The following is a 17657-nucleotide window of genomic DNA, read 5'->3' as shown; positions in this document are numbered from 1 at the left end:
CGTCCGCGGCACGCGGGCCGCGGGGCGCGCGGTGCGCCCGGCCGGGGTATGCGTTTCGCACGGCCACGAGGTGACATCCGTGACTTCTCGGCCCGCCGGCAACCTGCGAACGTTTTCCCCGTCGCCGTCCGAGGGGGGATCGATGGACAACCGGTACGAGGCTTTCTGTCTGGCCGACCGCTATTTCTACGAAAGTCTCGACCGGCCGTCCGCGGACGCGGCGGCCGGCTCGGCGGAGCGCTCGGGAGGCGCCGCCGAGTCCGGCCACGGACCGCGCTTCACCACCGCCGCACGCGACGTACCGCCTGGTTGGCGGCGTGTCCGCAGCGGCGACTGGCTGCACCTCGACCCGCCGCGCGGCCCGGACGCCTACCCCGCCCAGGGCTGGAAGATCCATGTCTCGGCGGGCCTGGACAATGCCGACGCCGTCGCCGCGAAAGTCTGGGACTACTGCGTCCCGCGCCATATCCCCTTCAAATTCGTGCCCGGCCCGCAATTGCTGCACCTGCGCAACTCGAAATACGCCGGGCGCGACACCAGCGGGAAATTCGTCACCGTCTACCCGGCCGACGAGGACCGGCTGCGCGTCATCCTGGAGGAACTCGGCGACCTCCTGGAGGGGGAGCCGGGTCCGTACATCCTCACCGACCTGAGATGGCGTGAAGGACCGCTGTACGTGCGCTACGGCGCGTTCGCCAAGCGCTACTGCGTCGGGCCGCACGGCACCCTCGTACCGGCCGTCGAGGACGGCGCCGGACGGCTGGTTCCCGACGACCGGTCCCCGGCGTTCCGCGTTCCGCCGTGGGTGACGCTGCCCGGATTCCTGCGGCCGCACCTGGACGCCCGCAACGCCACCACCGTCGGCGACCTGCCCTACCGCATCGAGCGCGCCCTGCACTTCTCCAACGGCGGCGGCGTGTACGCCGGCCAGGACACCAGGACCGGCGCGCCGATCGTGCTCAAGGAGGCCAGACCGCTGGCCGGGCTCGCCGCCGACGGCGCCGACGCGGTGGCCCGGCTGGAACGCGAGCGCGACGCGCTGCGGCGGCTGGCCGGGCTCGGCGTCGCGCCCGAGGTCAGGGACTGGTTCACGGTCGGCGACCACCGCTTCCTGGTGATGGACTTCGTGCCGGGCAAGCCGCTCAACTCCTTCTTCGCCCGCCGCCACCCGCTGCTGACCCCCGAGCCCGATCCGGCGGCCGTCGCCGCGTACACCCGCTGGGCGCTGCGCGTCCACGAGGGCGTGGAGAAGGCGGTGGCCGCGGTGCACTCGCGCGGCATCGTCTTCAACGACCTGCACATGTTCAACATCATGGTCGCGCCCGACGAGCAGACCGTCTCGCTGCTCGACTTCGAGGCGGCGGCCCCGGTCGAGGCCGACGCCCGCCAGTCGGTCGCGCACCCCGGCTTCGTCGCCCCGCGCGACCGCCGCGGCCCGGACGTCGACCGCTACGCCCTGGCCTGCCTGCGGCTCGCGCTGTTCCTGCCGGTCACGACGCTGCTGGCGATCGACCGAGGGAAGGCGGCGCACCTGGCCGAGGTGATCGCGGCGCAGTTCCCGGTCCCGGAGGACTTCCTCGCGGAGGCGGTGCGCGAGATCACCCGCGACGCGGCGCCGCGCGACCTGACCGCGCCGAATGTCCGCCGGGCGTTGGGCCGTACGGGTGAGGGCACGGCCGCGGCGGCCGGGGGAGGGCCCGGCGCGCCCGGGAGCACGTCGGGCGGGTTCGGTGGTACGTCCGGTCCGGCAGGTGGTACGTCCGCGGCGCCCAGTGGTACGTCCCGCGTGCCGCCCGCGCGGGCGCGCGCCGGTACGCCGGGCGGCGGGGGCGGGACAGGAGCCGGCGCAGGGTTCCGCGGGCTGCCCGCCGACCCCGCGGACTGGCCGGCCGCGCGCGACGCGATGGCGCGGGCGATCCTCGCCTCCGCCGCGCCCGGCCGCGCGGACCGGCTGTACCCCGGCGACATCACGCAGTTCTCCGAAGGCGGCGGCCTCGGCCTCGCGCACGGCGCGGCCGGCGTCCTCTACGCCTTCGAGCAGGCCGGGCTGCCGCGCCACGAGGAGGGCGAGCGCTGGCTGCTCGACCGCACCGAGCACCTGGCCAACGGCACCCCGCTCGGCCTCTACGACGGGATCGCCGGCGTCGCCCTCGTCCTGGACCTGCTCGGGCACACCGACCGCGCGCTCGGCCTGGTCCGCACGCTGCTCGCCGAGCAGTGGCAGCGGCTGGCCTCCGACCTGACCGGCGGGCTGGCCGGGATCGGGCTGGTCCTGGACCACCTGGCCCGCGGCACCGGCGAGGCCGACCTCGGCGAACGCGCCCTGGAGGCGGCCGGCATCGTCGCCGGACGCCTCCAGGCCGCGGCGGAGGCCGCCGAGGCCGCGGGCCGCTCCGGGGCCGACGGGTCCGGGGGCGACGGATCCGGGGCCGACCGCGCCGCGCCCGCCGGGAGCGCCCCGCGCCGCAGGGCCGGCCTGATGCGCGGCGCCACCGGTCCCGCGCTGCTCTTCCTGCGCCTGTACGAACGCACCGGCGCGCCCGCCCTGCTCGACCACGCCGCCCGCGCGCTGCGCACCGACCTCGACGCCTGCGTGCGCACCGCCGCCGGGGCGCTGGAGGTGGACGAGGGCTGGCGCACCATGCCGTACCTCGGCGACGGCAGCGCGGGCATCGGCCTGGTCCTCGACGACTACCTCGGCCTGGTGCCGCCCGGCCCGGCGACCGCGCCCTTCGAGGAGGCGCGCGCGGCCGTCGTACGGGCGGCCACCTCCCGGCTGTACGCCCAGCCGGGGCTGTTCGCCGGCCGCGCCGGGATGGTGCTGCACCTGGCCAGGACGACCGCGCCCGGCGTGCCGCGCGGCGCGCTCGCCGCGCAGGTCGACGCGCTCGGCTGGTACGGCATGGAGTACGCCGGCGGGCTGGCCTTCCCCGGCAACCAGATGATGCGGCTGTCCATGGACCTCGGCACCGGCACCGCCGGGTGCCTGCTCGCGCTGGCCGCGGCCGGCGGGCGGGCCGGGGCCCGGCTGCCCTTCCTCCCCGCCGCCCGCGCCGCCGGCCGCGGGGTCCGCGGGGCGGCCCACAGATCCGGTTCCGGTCGCGTGAGACCGGAGCCGTGCACCAACCCGTTTCCGATGAAAGGACATGTCATGGCACTTCTGGACCTGCAGGACCTCAAGACGGACGAGGGCCACGGCGGCGAGGGCGGCGCGAGCTCGCTGAGCCTGATCGGCTGCATCAGCTCGGTGAGCTTCCTCGTCTGCCTCTGAGGCCGTCTGGCGGCTTGGCGGCTTGGCCGCTTGGCCGCTGAGGTCACCGGCCGCCGAGGCCGCTGCCGGGGACGCCGCTCCGACGGTCGGCGTCCCCGCCCCTGACGGCCGGGCCCGGCGGCCCGACCCGGGCCGCCGGCGTCCCCGCCCCGATCCCGTCCGGGCGGGGACGCGCCCGCCGCCGTGCGCCTCCCGCGCACGGCGGCGCGGTGCGTCCGGCGCCCGCGCCCGCGGTCGCCGCGTGCGCGCCTGGCCGAGCCGCTCGGCGACGGCAGCGGCGACTGCGGCGGCTTCGGCGGTACGCGCGGGGCCGCGTGGGGGATGCGCGGGCGGGGGCGGGCGTGGGACGGCATGGCGCGTGGGGGATGCGCGGGCGGCGCGGGCGCGGGAGGACATGACGTGAGGCCGGGACACGACGACGAGGCGAAGCGAGGCGGTCGACGGTGAGGCACCCGGACGCGAACGGCGCGCGGGACGCGCGGGACGGGGATCGACTGCTCGTCGCGGTCGCGGGGGAGCGGGGGGGTGGGCTGGCGGTGTTGGGGGTGCTCGCGCTGGGGGGTGTGGGGCTCGCGCTCGCGGTGCCGTTCGTGCTCGGGCACACCCTGGACGCGGTGCTGCGCGGGCGTCCGGCCGGCGGCTGGATCGCCCTGTGCACCGCGGCCGTCGCCGGGCAAACCCTGATCGCCGCCGCGTCGGACGTGCTCGCGGCCACGACGACCGCGGACCTCACCGCGGGGCTGCGGCGGCGGGCGGTGCGGCACGTGCTCGACGTGGGGCCGCCCGTGCTCGCGCGGGGAGCCGAGGGGCCGGCGACCTGGTCACCCGGCTGGTCGGCAACGCCGCCGACGCGGCCGCCGCCCCCGCCGCCGCGGTCGCGCTGCCCGCGACCGTCGCGGGCCCGCTCGGCGGGGTCGTCGCGCTCGGGCTGATCGACCCCTGGCTCGCGGTCGCGTTCCTGGCCGGCGCGCCGCCGCTCGTGCTGCTGGTACGGACGTTCGCCCGCGCCTCGTCCGACAGCATCACCCGCTACCAGGACGCCCAGGGCCGGATCGCCGCCCGCCTGGTCGACGCGATCGGCGGCGCCCGCACCATCGCCGCGGCCCGCAGCTGGGACCGCGAGGAGGCGCGCGTCCTGCGCCCGCTGGCCCGACTCGGCGTCCAGGGGCGGCGGATGTGGCGGGTGCAGGGCCGGGCCACCGCACAGGCCGCGGTGCTCGTGCCGCTGCTGCAGATCACCGTGCTCGCGGTCGGCGGGCTGCGGCTCGCGCAGGGCGCGATCAGCGTCGGCGACCTGCTCGCGGCGTCCCGTTACGCGCTGCTCGCCGCGGGCGTCGGCATGGTCGTCGGCCAGCTCGGCGGACTGGTCAGGGGCCGCGCCGCGGCCCGCCGGGTGGCGTCGGTGCTGGCCGTCCCCGCGCCCGCGCACGGCGCCGGACCGCTGCCGGCCGGCGGTCCCGGCACGCTGGAGCTGCGCGACGTCACGGTGGTCCGCGACGGCACGCCGGTGCTCGACCGCGTCAGTCTCACGATCCCCGGCGGCACGGCCGTGGCCGTGGTCGGCAGGACGGGCGCGGGCAAGTCCGTGCTCGCCGCGCTGGCCGGGCGGCTCGCCGACCCGGACGCCGGCACCGTGCTCCTGGACGGCCGCCCGCTGCCGTCGCTCAGCCGCGCGGCGCTGCGCGACGCCGTCTGCTACGCCTTCGAACGGCCGGTGCTGCTCGGCGACACGGTCGGCGACGCGATCGGCTTCGGACCCCGGCCCGCGCCGCGCGAGGCGGTCACCGCGGCGGCCCGCGCGGCCGGCGCGGACGCCTTCGTGCGGCTGCTGCCCGACGGCTACGACACCCCGCGGGCCGCCGCTCCGCTGTCCGGCGGTGAGGTGCAACGCCTGGGCCTGGCCCGCGCGTTCGCCCGGCCCGGCCGGCTGCTGGTGCTGGACGACGCCACGTCGAGCCTGGACACGGTCACCGAACTGCACGTCGCCCGCGCCCTGTTCACCGGGCACGCGCACCGCACCCGGCTGCTCACCACCCACCGCGCCGCCACCGCGGCCCGCGCCGACCTCGTCGTCTGGCTCGACGCGGGCCGTGTCCGCGTGACCGCCCCGCACGCCGCCCTGTGGCCCGATCCCGCCTACCGCGCCCTCTTCGCCCCGCCCGAACCCGGCCCGGCGGACGAGCGGTTGCCTCCCGACCGCGCGCAACGCACGCCGACCGCGGGGCACTCCACCGCCGACCGCGCGCAACGCGCCCCGGCCGCCGAGCCGTCGCCCGCCGAACCCGCGGGACCGGCCGGGTCGCGGCGGCGCGGCGCGGAAGGGGGGCCGGCGGGTGGGTGAGGTGTGGCGGTACCTGCGGGGGCGGCGGGCGGCGCTCGGCGTGCTCGCGGCGTGGTCGGTGCTGGAGGCGGGGCAGACGTTCCTCGGCGGCTACGCGCTGGCCAAGGCGCTGGACGACGGGTTCCTGCGCGGCCGGCAGGGCGTCGGCGCGTGGTGGCTCGCGCTGGCCGCCGCGGCCGTGCCCGTGGGCGCGTACGGCACCGCCGGGGTCTTCCGCGCGCTGGCCGACGTGGTCGAGCCGCTGCGCGACCTGCTGGTGCGCCGGGTGGTGCGGCGCGGCCTGCGCGGCGAGGGCGACCCGCCGTCCGCGGTGTCGCGGCTGACCCACCAGGTGGAGATCGCGCGCGACGCCTTCGGCGGACTCGTCCTGGTGCTGCGCTCGTTCGTCTTCACCTCGGCCGCCGCGCTCGCCGGCATGGGCGCGCTCGCGCCGGTCCTGCTGCTGTACGTCTCGGTGCCGCTGGCCGCGGGCATCGCGCTGTTCGCCGCCGCGCTCGGCCCGCTGGCCCGCCGCCAGCACCGCGCGCTCGCCGCCGACGAAGCGCTGGCCGCCGAACTGGGCGCGCTCACCGCCGGGTTGCGGGACATCACCGCGTGCGGCGCCGAGCAGACCGCGGCCGGCCGCGCGCAGGAGCGGATCCGCCTCGGCGCGGACACCGCGCGGACGCTGGCGCGTTGGGGCGCGGCCCGGGCCGCGGCGCTCGCGGTCGGCGGCCAACTCCCGGTCGTGGTCCTGCTGGTGGCCGCGCCCTGGCTGCTCTCCACGCACCGGCTCAGCCCCGGCGCACTGGTCGGCGCGCTCGCCTACCTGACCCAGTCCGTGCAGCCCGCGCTGCAGAACCTCGTGCACACCCTCAGCGTCACCGGCAGCCGCCTGGGCGTCGTCCTCGACCGCATCGGCGGCCCGGCCGCGGACGCCCCGGCGCCGGACGGTCCCGGCCCGGCCGCGCCCCCCGTGCCCCCCGCCGGAGCCCCGGCGGCCGGCACCGCGCCGCCGGGCGTCGCGCTCGACCTGCGCGGCGTCACCTTCGCCTACGGGCCGGGCGCCCAGCCGGTGCTGCGGGAGCTGGACCTGCGCGTGCCGGTCGGCGAGCACCTGGCGGTGGTCGGGCCGAGCGGCATCGGCAAGTCGACGCTGGCCGGTCTGGCGGCCGGGACGCTGCGGCCGGGCGCGGGGTCGGTGCGCACCGCCGGGCCCGCGGTGCTGGTGCCGCAGGAGGCGTACGTCTTCCGCGGCCCGGTCGGCGAGAACCTGCGCTACCTGCGCGACCGACCGCCCGCGGACGCCGAGGTGCTCGCGGCGGCCGAGGCGGTCGGGGCCGGGCCGCTGGTGGCGGCGCTCGGCGGGCTGGACGCCGAGGTCGACCCGGGCGCGCTCTCCGCGGGCCAGCGCCAGCTGCTGGCGCTGGCCCGCACCTACCTCGCGCCCGCGGGACTGGTGCTGCTGGACGAGGCGACCTGCCATCTGGACCCGGCCGCCGAGGCCGTCGCCGAGGCGGCCTTCGCGGCGCGCCCCGGCGGGACCCTCGTGGTGATCGCGCACCGGATCAGCTCGGCGCGCCGGGCCGACCGGGTGCTGGTCCTGGACGGCACGCACGCGGTGTGCGGCACCCACGACGACCTGCCCGCGCGCTCGGCGCTCTACCGCGATCTGGTGGGCGCCTGGAGCGCGCAGGGGCCCGGAACCGGCCACGTGCCCGCGCGCGGGAGGGAACCCGGACCGGAGCCGGACCCCGGACTGGACCCGCGACCCGGGTCGGGGCCGCGGCCCGCGCGGGCGTCAGACCCAGCCGGCCACGCGGGAGATCCGTATGGCGTCGACCCGGTTGCGGGCGCCGGTCTTGCGGGTGATCGCGGCCAGGTAGTTGCGCACCGTCCCGTCGCACAGATGGAGGCTGCGGGCGATCTCGGTGACGGACGCGCCCTCGGCGCTCAGTGACAGCACGCTCAACTCACGCCTGGTCAGCGGCATGTGGGCGGCCTGGAGGAACCCCACCGCGAGCGACTCGTCGACGAACCGTTTCCCCTGGGCGGCCCTGCGGACCGCGGCCGGCAGCCGGTCGGGCGAACGGTCCTTGTTGACGAAGCCGAGCGCGTGCGCTTCGTAGGCGCGGCGCAGATTGCCCGGCTTGCCCGCGCCGGTCAGCACGACCAGCGCGCTCGGTGATCCCTGGCCGCCGGTGGCGGCCGGCGTGCCGGAGCGTTCCCGCCAGCCCGGACAGTCCGCGTCGACCACCCGTACGTGCGGCGGTAACGCTCTCGCCTCGGCGGCCTGCTCCCAGCCGGCGTCCGTCACCTCGAAGTCGGCTTCCCTGCGCAGCAGCGCCGCCAGCGCCGACCGCAGCAGATGGGTGTCGTGCGCCACCTGTACCCGTATCACGTGTGTTCTCCCTCGCGTCGTCCCCGTCGTGCCCGACGCCCGCGGTGGGGCCGCCCCCCATGGCAGCCCGCGGACGTGCGCGTTCCCCCGGTCGGCGCGATCCCATTCATACCCGGCCAAACGGGTGTCAGGGGCGTGGAACACCCGCGACCGGAAGCAGCGGTGTGGCGCGGGAGCCTCCCGGCGCGCGGGTGCGGGGGACGTACGCTCACCTGTTCGGGTGAATTCCGGACGGACTCCTGGCGCGTGGCACGACCGCCTGCTCGGTCCGGCCCCCCCGCCCGGTCCCCGCCGGGCCGTGAACCGGTCCGCCCGGTCGGTCCGCCCGGTCCCTCGGCCCCCGCCCCCGCCCGGTCCCGGCTGCCTCAGTCCAGCAGGCGGGTCGCGGTACGGATGTCCTCGGTGACCTGGTCGACCGGGGAGCGGCCGGAGAGCCAGGCGACGAGCGCGGCGTGCCAGGTGTGCTCGATCACCCGGACGGCGGACAGCAGCGCGGGGTCCACGTCCGTACCGTCCGCGTCCGTACCGCCGGAGCCGGAGCCGGAGCCGGTGTCGGTGCCGGAGCCGGTGTCGGTGTCGGTGCCGGAGCCCGCGTCCGTGCCGCCCGGGCCCGTATCGCCCGCGGCCGCGTCCGTGCCCATCGCGTCCAGGATGATCGTCGTGGTCAGCCGGGAGACCGTGGCCACCTCGGCGCTGACCGAGCGGTCGGCGAAGATGAGCGCGCGGACCATGGCGTCGGCGAGCTGCGGCTCGCGCTGGAGGGCGCGGAAGGCGCGCAGCAGCGTGTCCGCGACCCGCTCGGAGGGCGCGGTGGCGGCCGGCGGGCGCTGCCGCAGCGCCGTGTGCAGCTGGCCGAGCTGGTCCTCCATCGTCGCCACCAGCAGGTGGATCTTGGACGGGAAGTAGCGGTAGAGCGTGCCGAGCGCGACCCCCGAGGTCTCGGCGACCTCGCGCATCTGGACCGCGTCGAAGCCGCCGCGGCAGGCCAGCCGGGTGGTCGCGTCCAGGATGCTGCGCCGCCTGGCCTCCTGCCGCTCGGTCAGCGGCAGCGGGGACGGCCGGGCGCCGGGATGCGGTGCCGGTCCCGTGGCCGTGTGCTCCATCGCCTGCCGCCCGCCCTTCGCCGTCGGCGCCGCCCGTCGCCGGTGCCGGCCGCCGCTCGTGCCGGTGCCCGGGACTGCCCGGGGCTGCCCGGGGCTGCCCGGGGCTGCCCGGCGCGCCGGTCGCGGCGGCGTTCTGTACCATCGATCTGAAACTTGTTCTAGATTAGCGCGACCGGGTGACGCTCCGGCTCAATCGCAGGCAGAAGGGGCCGGCGTGACCGCACAGGCCAGGCCGCTACGGATCGCGCTGCTCAGCTACAAGGGCAACCCCTTCTGCGGCGGCCAGGGCGTGTACGTCCGGCACCTGTCGCGCGAACTGGCCGCGCTCGGCCACCAGGTCGAGGTGATCGGCGCGCAGCCCTACCCCGTGCTGGACGCGGTCGGCGAGGGCGTGACGCTCACCGAGCTGCCGAGCCTCGACCTGTACCGCCAGCCCGACCCCTTCCGCACCCCGAAGCCGGGGGAGTACCGCGACTGGATCGACGCGCTGGAGGTCGCCACCATGTGGACCGGCGGCTTCCCCGAGCCGCTCACCTTCAGCCTGCGGGCCCGCCGCCATCTGGCCGCCCGGCGCGCCGACTTCGACGTGGTCCACGACAACCAGACCCTCGGCTACGGGCTGTTGGGCCTGCCGCTGCCGCTGGTCACCACGATCCACCACCCCATCACCGTGGACCGTCGGCTGGAGCTGGAGGCGGCGGCGGACTGGAAGCGCCGGCTGTCGGTACGCCGCTGGTACGGCTTCACGCGGATGCAGAAACGGGTCGCGCGGCGGCTGCCGTCGGTGCTGACCGTCTCCGGCTCCTCCCGCCAGGAGATCGTCGAGGACCTGGGGGTGCGGCCGGAGCGCATCCGCGCGGTGCCGATCGGCGCCGACGCCCGGCTGTTCTCGCCCGACCCCGCGGTGCCCGAGGTGCCCGGCCGGATCGTCACCACCTCCAGCGCCGACGTGCCCCTCAAGGGCCTGGTCTTCCTGGTCGAGGCGCTCGCCAAGCTGCGCGCGCAGCGGCCGGACGCGCATCTGGTCGTGGTCGGGTCCCGGCCGCGGAAGGGCCCGGTGGCCGACGCGATCACCGCGTTCGGCCTGGCGGACGCGGTCGACTTCGTCAAGGGCATCTCCGACCAGGAGCTGGTGGACCTGATCCGCAGCGCCGAGGTGGCCTGCGTGCCCTCGCTCTACGAGGGCTTCTCGCTGCCCGCCGCGGAGGCGATGGCCACCGGCACCGCGCTGGTCGCCACCACCGGCGGCGCGATCCCCGAGGTGGCCGGGCCCGACGGGCAGACGTGCCTGGCCGTGCCGCCGGGCGACGCGGGCGCGCTGTGCCAGGCGCTGGAACGGGTGCTGTCCGACCCGCAGCTGCGCCGGCGCATCGCCGCGGCCGGGCGCGAGCGGGTGCTGGCCCGCTTCACGTGGGCGCGGGCCGCCCAGTCCACCGCGGAGCTGTACCGCGAGGCGATCGCCGAGCAGCGGCCGGCGCGCGGCGCGGCGGGCGCGGCGGCCGGGACCGGCACCGGGACCGCGCGCACCGGGGGGACCGCCGGGACCGCGCGTACTGCGGGGACCGCCGCGCCTGCCGCCGGGACCGCGCGTCCTGCCGGGACCGCACCTGCCGCCGGGACCGCACGTCCCGCCGAGACCGCGCCTGCCGCCGGGACCGCGCGCACTGCCGGGACCGCCGGGTCTGCCGATACCGTTGATGCCACCGGTGCCGTCGATACCACCGGCGCCGCCGGAAGCGTGGGGAGCAACCGCTGATGCTGACCGTCGACTTCGCCCGCTTCCCGCTCGCCGCCGGCGACCGGGTGCTCGACCTGGGCTGCGGCGGCGGCCGGCACGCCTTCGAGTGCTACCGGCGCGGCGCCCGCGTCGTGGCGCTGGACCGCGACGGCGACGAGATCCGCGAGGTCGCCAAGTGGTTCGCGGCGATGAAGGAGGCCGGCGAGGCGCCGCAGGGCGCGTCCGCGGTCGCGATGGAGGGCGACGCGCTCCGTCTGCCGTTCCCCGACGAGAGCTTCGACGTCGTCATCATCTCCGAGGTGATGGAGCACATCCCGGATGACAAGGGCGTGCTCGCCGAGATGGTCCGGGTGCTGCGCCCCGGCGGCCGGATCGCGGTGACCGTGCCGCGCTACGGCCCGGAGAAGGTCTGCTGGGCGCTGTCCGACGCCTACCACGAGGTCGAGGGCGGCCACATCCGCATCTACCGGGCCGACGAGCTGCTGGAGCGCATCCGCGAGGCCGGCCTGGTGCCGTACGGCACGCACCACGCGCACGGCCTGCACGCGCCGTACTGGTGGATCAAGTGCGCGGTCGGCGTGGACAACGACAAGGCGCTGCCGGTGAAGCTGTACCACAAGCTGCTGGTGTGGGACATCATGAAGCGCCCGCTGGCCACCCGCATCGCCGAGCAGGCGCTCAACCCGCTGATCGGCAAGAGCTTCGTCGCGTACGCCACCAAGCCGCACCTGCCGCGGACCGGGGCCGGAACCGGGTCGACGGACGAGGCCGCGGGAGCCGCAGGAGCCGCCGACGCAGCCGCCGACACCCGCACCGACGCTGACACCGACGCCGCCGCGGGTCCCGCCAGGTGACGCCGTCCAGCAGGGGCCGGGGCCGCACCGAGCGCCTGGCGCTGCCCGGCGTGCTCACCGCCGAGCAGGCCGCCGCCACCGTCGCGGCCGTCGCGGGCGTCCAGCGCGAGGACGGCGCGATCCCGTGGTTCCGCGGCCACCACCTCGACCCGTGGGACCACGTCGAGTCCGCGATGGCGCTGGACGCGGCGGGCGAGCACGCGCGCGCCGAGGCCGCGTACGCCTGGCTGGCCCGGCACCAGAACCCCGACGGCTCCTGGTACGCCGGATACCAGGACGGCGACCCGCAGCGGCCCACCGACCTGGACCGGGAGACCAACTTCTGCGCCTACGTGGCGGTGGGCGTCTGGCACCACTATCTGGCCACCGGCGACGAGGCGTTCACCGACCGGATGTGGCCGGTGGTGCACGCCGCGGTGGAGTTCGTGCTCGCGCTGCAGCAGCCCGGCGGCCAGATCGGCTGGAAGCGGGAGGCCGGCGGTCGCCCGGTCGCCGACGCGCTGCTCACCGGCTCCGCCTCGGTGCACCAGGCGCTGCGCTGCGCCCTGGCGCTCGCCGAGCTGCGTGAACAGCCGCAGCCCGACTGGGAGTTGGCGACCGGTGCGCTGGGCCACGCGGTGGCCGAGCACCCGGAGCGCTTCCTGGACAAGTCCCGCTACTCGATGGACTGGTACTACCCGGTGCTCAGCGGCAGCCTGCGCGGGCCGCGGGCGCTGCGCCGCATCGAGGAGGGCTGGGACCGCTTCGTGGTGCCCGGCCTGGGCGTGCGCTGCGTGCTGCCCAACCCGTGGGTGACCGGCGGCGAGAGCGCCGAACTCGCCCTAGCGCTGTGGGCGGTGGGGGAGAGCGAGCGCGCGGTGCGGGTGCTGGCCGACATGCAGCACCTGCGCGCGGAGGACGGCCTGTACTGGACCGGGTACGTCTTCGAGGACCAGGCCGTCTGGCCGGTGGAGCGGACCTCGTGGACCGCGGCGGCGCTGCTGCTCGCGGTGGCCGCGCTCGGGGGGACGAGGCGACCACCGCGGTCTTCGGAGCCCGGCGGCTGCCGGCGGGACTGGCGCCGGACTGCTGCTGAGCGGTGTGCCGCGGCGGGACGTACGGCCGCGGGGCGGGACTTGCAGCGGTGTGCGTGGCGGCGACGTGCGTCCGCGCGGGGATCAGGCGCGGTTGACCCGGCCCGCCACCAGGTGGGCGACGATCAGGTAGATCACCGCGGGCAGGCCGTAGTTGAGCACGGTCCGCCACTTGGCGTTGTCCGGTGTGAACAGGTCCCTGGACCATCCGGCGAGCCAGTCCGCCGCGTGGTGCACCCAGTTGACCAGGTCGTTCGCCCGGTTCGCGTCGAATACGAAGAACACGATCCACAGGATGAGGATCAGAGCAGCGATGTCCGCGGCGATCATGATGACCGCCGCTGCGGGGTTTCCGCTATACCGTCTGGCCATGCCCATCGCCTTGCCCGGCCGCGGTGGTTGAAACTCCGCGGCATGCGTGCCGGGTACGCCGACGGCGGTGGTCCGCCCCGCGGTTGCGGGGCGGACCACCGCCGTCGAGCGAGGGGCCTCAGCCGCGCTGGATGCCGCTGCTGTCCTGGAGGACGCCGCGGCGGCCGTCCTGGGTCTGGGCGATGAGCGACTGGCCGCGCTGGTCGACGGCCAGGTACCAGGTGCCCGGGGTCAGTTCGGCGATCTGACCGCCGCTGCCGTCCTCGGCGTAGAGCGGACGCGGCACCGGCACCGCGAACCAGAACGCGCTGAAGTCCGCGGCCGGCGCCTGGGCCGGAGCGGCGGCCTGCTGCGGCGCGGCACCGTACGGCGCGGCGCCCCCCGCGTACGCCGGGTCGACGGACTGCGCGCCACCGGGGTAGCCGTAGCCGGCCTGCTGCGGCGCGCCGTACGGCTGCTGGCCGCCCACGCCGTACGGCTGCGGCGCGGCCGGCCGCGGAGCGCCGACCAGCGGCGCCTGGAGCGCCGGCAGCCGGCTGGACAGCGGCGCGACCACGGCGATGACCAGCCCGAAGATCAGCGTCAGCCAGTTGCCCACCTTCTTGTCCACGCCGTCGGGGTTGACGAACAGCGTCGACCACACCGCGGTCCAGCCGACGAAGATCGAGAGCGCGACGGTCCACTGCTCCAGCGACAGACCGAGCAGCTGGCGGCCGGTGAACTGCCCGGACTTGGCGGCGATCAGCGCTGCCGCGGCGATGAGGGCGGCGAGCGTCACCGACGGCAGGATCGGGAAGTAGTCCGAGTGCCACAGGTTCCGCGACTGCTCCTGGCCGGTGAAAGGATTCTTGCCACCGAAGAACGGCAGGAACGAAGCGATCAGGAGCAGCACCGCTGCTCCGATCACCGCGCCGTCTCCTCGGGTCAGGGAGCGGATGTTCACGTCAGGTCCTGTCCTTTGTCAGTTCGGTTCGTTCGCTCGGACGCCGTACCGGCATCGGGTGGTTCTGGGCGGTGCCCCATGGTACGGGCGTGATCTTGCGGTGGGGGCGGAGTGCGGGCAATGGTGCACGATCCATACCGGACCGCTACACCCCTGTCACCTCGGTCGCCCCGGTCACCTCTTCCCTTCGAGGCCGGGTCACCTCTTCCCTTCGAGGAAGGCGGTGAGGCCGTCGGCGATCCCCTCAGCAGCGTCCTGCCGCCAGGCCGGATCCGTCAACGACGCGGCGTCGCGGGCATTGCGCATGTTCCCGCACTCGATGAAGACCTTCGGCACGGTCGACAGGTTGAGGCCGCCGAGGTCGCCGCGCACGGTCAGTCCGGTGCCGCCGCCGAGGTAGTCGGCGAAGGGCTCCTTGGTCGCCGCGGCGAAGTGCGACCGCAGCGTGGTGGCGAGCAGCAGCGAGGGCGCGGCGATCTTCCGGGTGTCCGCGGCGCCCTCGTGCAGCGACTTGGGCGCGATCACGTGGAAGCCGCGGTCGGCCGCGGGGGCGCCGTCGGCGTGGATGGACAGCGCCGCGTCGGCGTGCGCCCGGTTGCCGATCTCGGCCCGCTCGGTCACGCAGGGCCCGTACGGGCGGTCGCCGTCGTGCGTGAGCACCACGGTGGCGCCGCGCGCCCGCAGCAGCGCCCGCACCCGGCGGGAGACGTCGAGGGTGTACCGGGCCTCGGGGTAGCCGGCGTCGGTCTCGGTGCCGGTGGTGTCGCACTCCTTGCGGGCGGTGCCGATGTCCACGAGCTTGTTGATCTCGGCGACGTGCTTGGCGTTGTCCGGGTTGTGGCCGGGGTCGAGAACGACGACCTTGCCGGACAGCGGAAGCGTTTTTGCAGACGCGCCGCCGGTCGCCGGGGGCGTCCGCGCGGTGGCGGACCCGGGGGAGCCTGCCGGGGACGTCGAGCCGGTCGCGGCGCCGGACGGGTCCGTGCCGGGGCCGCCCGTCGAGCCGCCTGTCGAGCCGCCTGTCGTGCCGTCCGCGCCCGCGTCCGCGCCGCCGCCGGCCCGGTCCGCGGAGTCCGCGCCCGCCGCCGCGGCGGAGTGCGAGCCGTCGCCGCCGGCGGCCGAACAGCCCGCGAGACAGACCGCCACCGCCACCGCCGCCATCGCCGTACGGGCGAGGAAGACGGGACCGCACCGGCCGCCCCCGCGTGACTCGTTGCTGAACACGCCCGCGACTCTATAGGCCGGGTGCGCCGGATCGCACGGTCCGCGTCCGGTTCGTCCCGGTGCGGGCCCCCGCCGCACGCGCCGCCCGCACGGACGGTGACGTTCCGCGACGGGCGGGCGGCGCCGGCGCCGCCCGCCTCAGAGCACCGGCGTGCCCGGCAGCCGGCGCAGCACCCGCAGCGAACCGGTGGCCGACTCCTCGCGGAAGGCCCCGCGGTCCAGCGCGCGCCGGTAGAGGCGGTAGGGGGCCTGGCCGCCGTCCGCCGGGTCGGGGAACACGTCGTGCACCACCAGCAGGCCGCCCTCGGCGAGCAGCGGCGCCCAGCCCTCGTAGTCCGCGCGCGCGTGCTCGTCGGTGTGGCCGCCGTCGACGAAGACCAGGCCGAGCGGCTGCCGCCACACCCGCGCCACCTGCGGCGAGCGGCCCACGACCGCGATCACGTGCTCCTCGAGACCGGCCGCGTGCAGCGTCCTGCGGAACGTCGGCAGGGTGTCCATCCGCCCGGTGACCGGATCGACCAGCGACGCGTCGTGGTACTCCCAGCCGGGCTGCTGCTCCTCGCTGCCGCGGTGGTGGTCCACGGTGACCGCGACCGTGCCGGCCGCGCGCGCCGCGTCGGCCAGCAGGATCGTGGAGCGCCCGCAGTACGTGCCGACCTCCAGCAGCGGCAGCCCGAGCCCGGCCGCCTCGCGCGCCGCCGCGTACAACGCCAGGCCCTCGTCGCGCGGCATGAACCCCTTGGCGGCCTCGAACGCCGCGAGCACGTCGGTCATGCGCCCACCCTAGGCGTTCCCCAGGCGCTGACCTGCGTCCGCTCCGCCGCCGGTCGTAGGACCGCGGACCGGCCGGGTCCGGCAATATTCCGGATGTCCCGCGGGCGCCCGCCCCGGCAGCATGGGGGCATGAGCGAACTCCTGGGACAGCGCACACCCACCGGGCGACGGGCCGGCGGGCGGCCCGCGCCGCCGGCCTGGGCGGTGCTGCTCGCGGTGTGCGCCGGGCAGTTCCTCGTGGTGCTGGACGTGTCGGTGGTCAACGTCGCGCTGCCGTCCATACGTTCCAGCCTCGGCATGGGCGAGACCGGCCAGCAGTGGGTGGTCAACGCCTACGCGCTCACCTTCGCCGGCTTCCTGCTGCTGGGCGGGCGGGCCGCGGACCTCTTCGGCCGCAAGGCCGTCTTCCTCACCGGGCTCGGCCTGTTCACCGCGGCCAGCCTGGCCGGCGGGCTCGCGCAGAGCCCGTGGATGCTGATCACCGCCCGCGCGGTGCAGGGCCTGGGCTCCGCGGTGCTCGCGCCGACCACCCTCGCGATCCTCACCACCTCCTTCCCCGAAGGGCCCGCGCGGACCCGGGCGATCGGCACCTGGACCGCGGTCGGCGCGGGCGGCGGCGCGGCCGGCGGCCTGGTCGGCGGGCTGCTCACCGACTACGCGTCCTGGCGCTGGGTGCTGCTGGTCAACGTGCCGGTCGGCGCGGTCGTGCTCGCCGCCGCCGTCTACTACCTGACCGAGAGCCGCGTCGGCGGCGCGCGCCGGCTGGACGTGCCGGGCGCGGTCCTGGTCACCGGCGGTGTCGCGGCGCTCGCGTACGGCATCGCGGAGAGCGAGTCGCACGGCTGGTCCTCGGCGCACTCGGTGCTGCCGCTGGTCGCCGGCGCGGTGCTGCTCGCGGTGTTCACCGCGGTGGAGGCGCGCAGCGCGACGCCGCTGATGCCGCTGCGGCTGCTGGCCGTACGGTCGGTGTCCGCGGCGAACGCGGTGCTCCTGGCCAGCGGCGCGGCGACCTTCGCCACCTGGTACTTCCTCTCCCTGTACATGCAGAACGTGCTGCACTACAGCCCGGTGAGGGCGGGCCTGGGCTTCCTGCCGCACACCGTCGCGATCATCGCCGGGTCCAAGCTGGCGCCGCGGCTGATGGCGCGGGTGGACGCGCGGCTGATCGGCGCGGCCGGCGGGCTGATCGGGGCGGCCGGGCTGTTCTGGCAGAGCCGGCTGACGGTGGACGGCGGCTACCTCGGCGCGATCGCCGGACCCGGCGCGGTGACCATGTTCGGCGCGGGGCTGCTGATGACGCCGATCGCGGCGGCGGCCACGTCCGGGGTGCCGATGGGCGAGCAGGGCCTGGTCTCCGGGCTGCTCAACACCTCGCGGCAGCTGGGCGGCGCGCTCGGCCTGACGATCCTGGCGACGTCCGCGGTCAGCAGGACCGCCTCCCGCGCCCACGGCGGCGCGGCGCCGCTGTCCGCGCTCACCTCCGGCTACTCGCTGGCGTTCCTGCTCGGCGGGATCTTCCTCGCGGCGGGCAGTTGCCTGATCGGCCTGCTGCCGCGCCCCCGGAGGTAGCCGGCCGGCCGCCGT

At 76.5% G+C, this 17657-nt stretch carries 12 protein-coding genes and 2 pseudogenes; 8 read left to right on the top strand and 6 right to left on the bottom strand.

Features of this window, described 5'->3' with window-relative positions:
- Nucleotides 1-142 precede the first annotated feature (142 nt).
- The 4 genes from lanKC (at nucleotide 143) to VSR01_RS10400 (ending at nucleotide 7551) form a co-directional block, all read left to right on the top strand.
- The gene (gene lanKC, locus VSR01_RS10415) at nucleotides 143-3271 is read left to right on the top strand and encodes a class III lanthionine synthetase LanKC (RefSeq protein WP_326448971.1); all 3129 of its coding nucleotides are present in this window, start codon (nucleotides 143-145) and stop codon (nucleotides 3269-3271) included.
- A 443-nt stretch (nucleotides 3272-3714) separates the two neighbouring features.
- Nucleotides 3715-4203, top strand: a complete 489-nt coding sequence (locus VSR01_RS10410; protein ID WP_326454011.1) for a hypothetical protein — start codon at nucleotides 3715-3717, stop codon at nucleotides 4201-4203.
- Nucleotides 4089-5612, top strand: a complete 1524-nt coding sequence (locus VSR01_RS10405; RefSeq protein WP_326453586.1) for an ATP-binding cassette domain-containing protein — start codon at nucleotides 4089-4091, stop codon at nucleotides 5610-5612. The genes VSR01_RS10410 and VSR01_RS10405 overlap by 115 nt, the downstream gene beginning before the upstream one ends.
- Nucleotides 5605-7551, top strand: a complete 1947-nt coding sequence (locus VSR01_RS10400) for an ABC transporter ATP-binding protein (RefSeq protein WP_326448970.1) — start codon at nucleotides 5605-5607, stop codon at nucleotides 7549-7551. Before VSR01_RS10405 ends, VSR01_RS10400 begins: the two co-directional genes overlap by 8 nt.
- Here the strand turns inward: VSR01_RS10400 and VSR01_RS10395 are convergent.
- Together VSR01_RS10395 and VSR01_RS10390 are read right to left on the bottom strand one after the other, a co-directional pair.
- A pseudogene (locus tag VSR01_RS10395) lies at nucleotides 7477-7761 on the bottom strand (LuxR C-terminal-related transcriptional regulator); the annotation flags it as partial. The gene VSR01_RS10400 and the pseudogene VSR01_RS10395 sit on opposite strands and share 75 nt — an antisense overlap.
- Nucleotides 7762-8357: 596 nt before the next feature.
- The gene (locus VSR01_RS10390; RefSeq protein ID WP_326448969.1) at nucleotides 8358-9095 is read right to left on the bottom strand and encodes a TetR family transcriptional regulator; all 738 of its coding nucleotides are present in this window, start codon (nucleotides 9093-9095) and stop codon (nucleotides 8358-8360) included.
- Nucleotides 9096-9309: 214 nt separating this feature from the next.
- Between VSR01_RS10390 and VSR01_RS10385 the strand changes: the two genes are divergently transcribed.
- From VSR01_RS10385 to VSR01_RS10375, 3 genes and pseudogenes are all read left to right on the top strand, one after another.
- Nucleotides 9310-10851 (top strand): glycosyltransferase family 4 protein, encoded by a 1542-nt coding sequence (locus VSR01_RS10385; RefSeq protein ID WP_326448968.1) that lies wholly within the window; start codon nucleotides 9310-9312, stop codon nucleotides 10849-10851.
- Nucleotides 10851-11687, top strand: a complete 837-nt coding sequence (locus tag VSR01_RS10380) for a class I SAM-dependent methyltransferase (protein ID WP_326448967.1) — start codon at nucleotides 10851-10853, stop codon at nucleotides 11685-11687. Before VSR01_RS10385 ends, VSR01_RS10380 begins: the two co-directional genes overlap by 1 nt.
- A pseudogene (locus VSR01_RS10375) lies at nucleotides 11684-12762 on the top strand (prenyltransferase). Before VSR01_RS10380 ends, VSR01_RS10375 begins: the two are co-directional and overlap by 4 nt.
- An 82-nt stretch (nucleotides 12763-12844) precedes the next feature.
- On the opposite strand, the gene VSR01_RS10370 reads toward VSR01_RS10375, so the two are convergent.
- The 4 genes from VSR01_RS10370 to VSR01_RS10355 all read right to left on the bottom strand — a co-directional run bounded on the left by VSR01_RS10370 (nucleotide 12845) and on the right by VSR01_RS10355 (nucleotide 16073).
- Entirely contained in the window at nucleotides 12845-13138 is a 294-nt protein-coding gene (locus VSR01_RS10370) for a hypothetical protein (RefSeq protein WP_442785662.1), read from the bottom strand.
- Nucleotides 13139-13250: 112 nt separating this feature from the next.
- Nucleotides 13251-14075 (bottom strand): hypothetical protein, encoded by an 825-nt coding sequence (locus tag VSR01_RS10365; protein ID WP_326448965.1) that lies wholly within the window; start codon nucleotides 14073-14075, stop codon nucleotides 13251-13253.
- A gap of 198 nt (nucleotides 14076-14273) precedes the next feature.
- On the bottom strand, nucleotides 14274-15299 hold the full coding sequence (locus VSR01_RS10360) for an N-acetylmuramoyl-L-alanine amidase (RefSeq protein ID WP_326448964.1): 1026 nt from the start codon (nucleotides 15297-15299) through the stop codon (nucleotides 14274-14276).
- 138 nt (nucleotides 15300-15437) lie between these two features.
- The gene (locus VSR01_RS10355; protein ID WP_326448963.1) at nucleotides 15438-16073 is read right to left on the bottom strand and encodes a class I SAM-dependent methyltransferase; all 636 of its coding nucleotides are present in this window, start codon (nucleotides 16071-16073) and stop codon (nucleotides 15438-15440) included.
- Between the two features lie 129 nt (nucleotides 16074-16202).
- On the opposite strand from VSR01_RS10355, the gene VSR01_RS10350 reads away from it, so the two are divergent.
- On the top strand, nucleotides 16203-17642 hold the full coding sequence (locus VSR01_RS10350; RefSeq protein WP_326448962.1) for an MFS transporter: 1440 nt from the start codon (nucleotides 16203-16205) through the stop codon (nucleotides 17640-17642).
- The last annotated feature ends 15 nt before the right edge of the window (nucleotides 17643-17657 follow it).

Origin of the sequence: Actinacidiphila sp. DG2A-62, from assembly GCF_035825295.1 — a bacterium.
Classification (GTDB): Bacteria; Actinomycetota; Actinomycetes; order Streptomycetales; family Streptomycetaceae; genus Actinacidiphila.
Note: the sequence above shows the minus strand (reverse complement) of the source record. Positions and strands in the feature narration are given on the sequence as shown.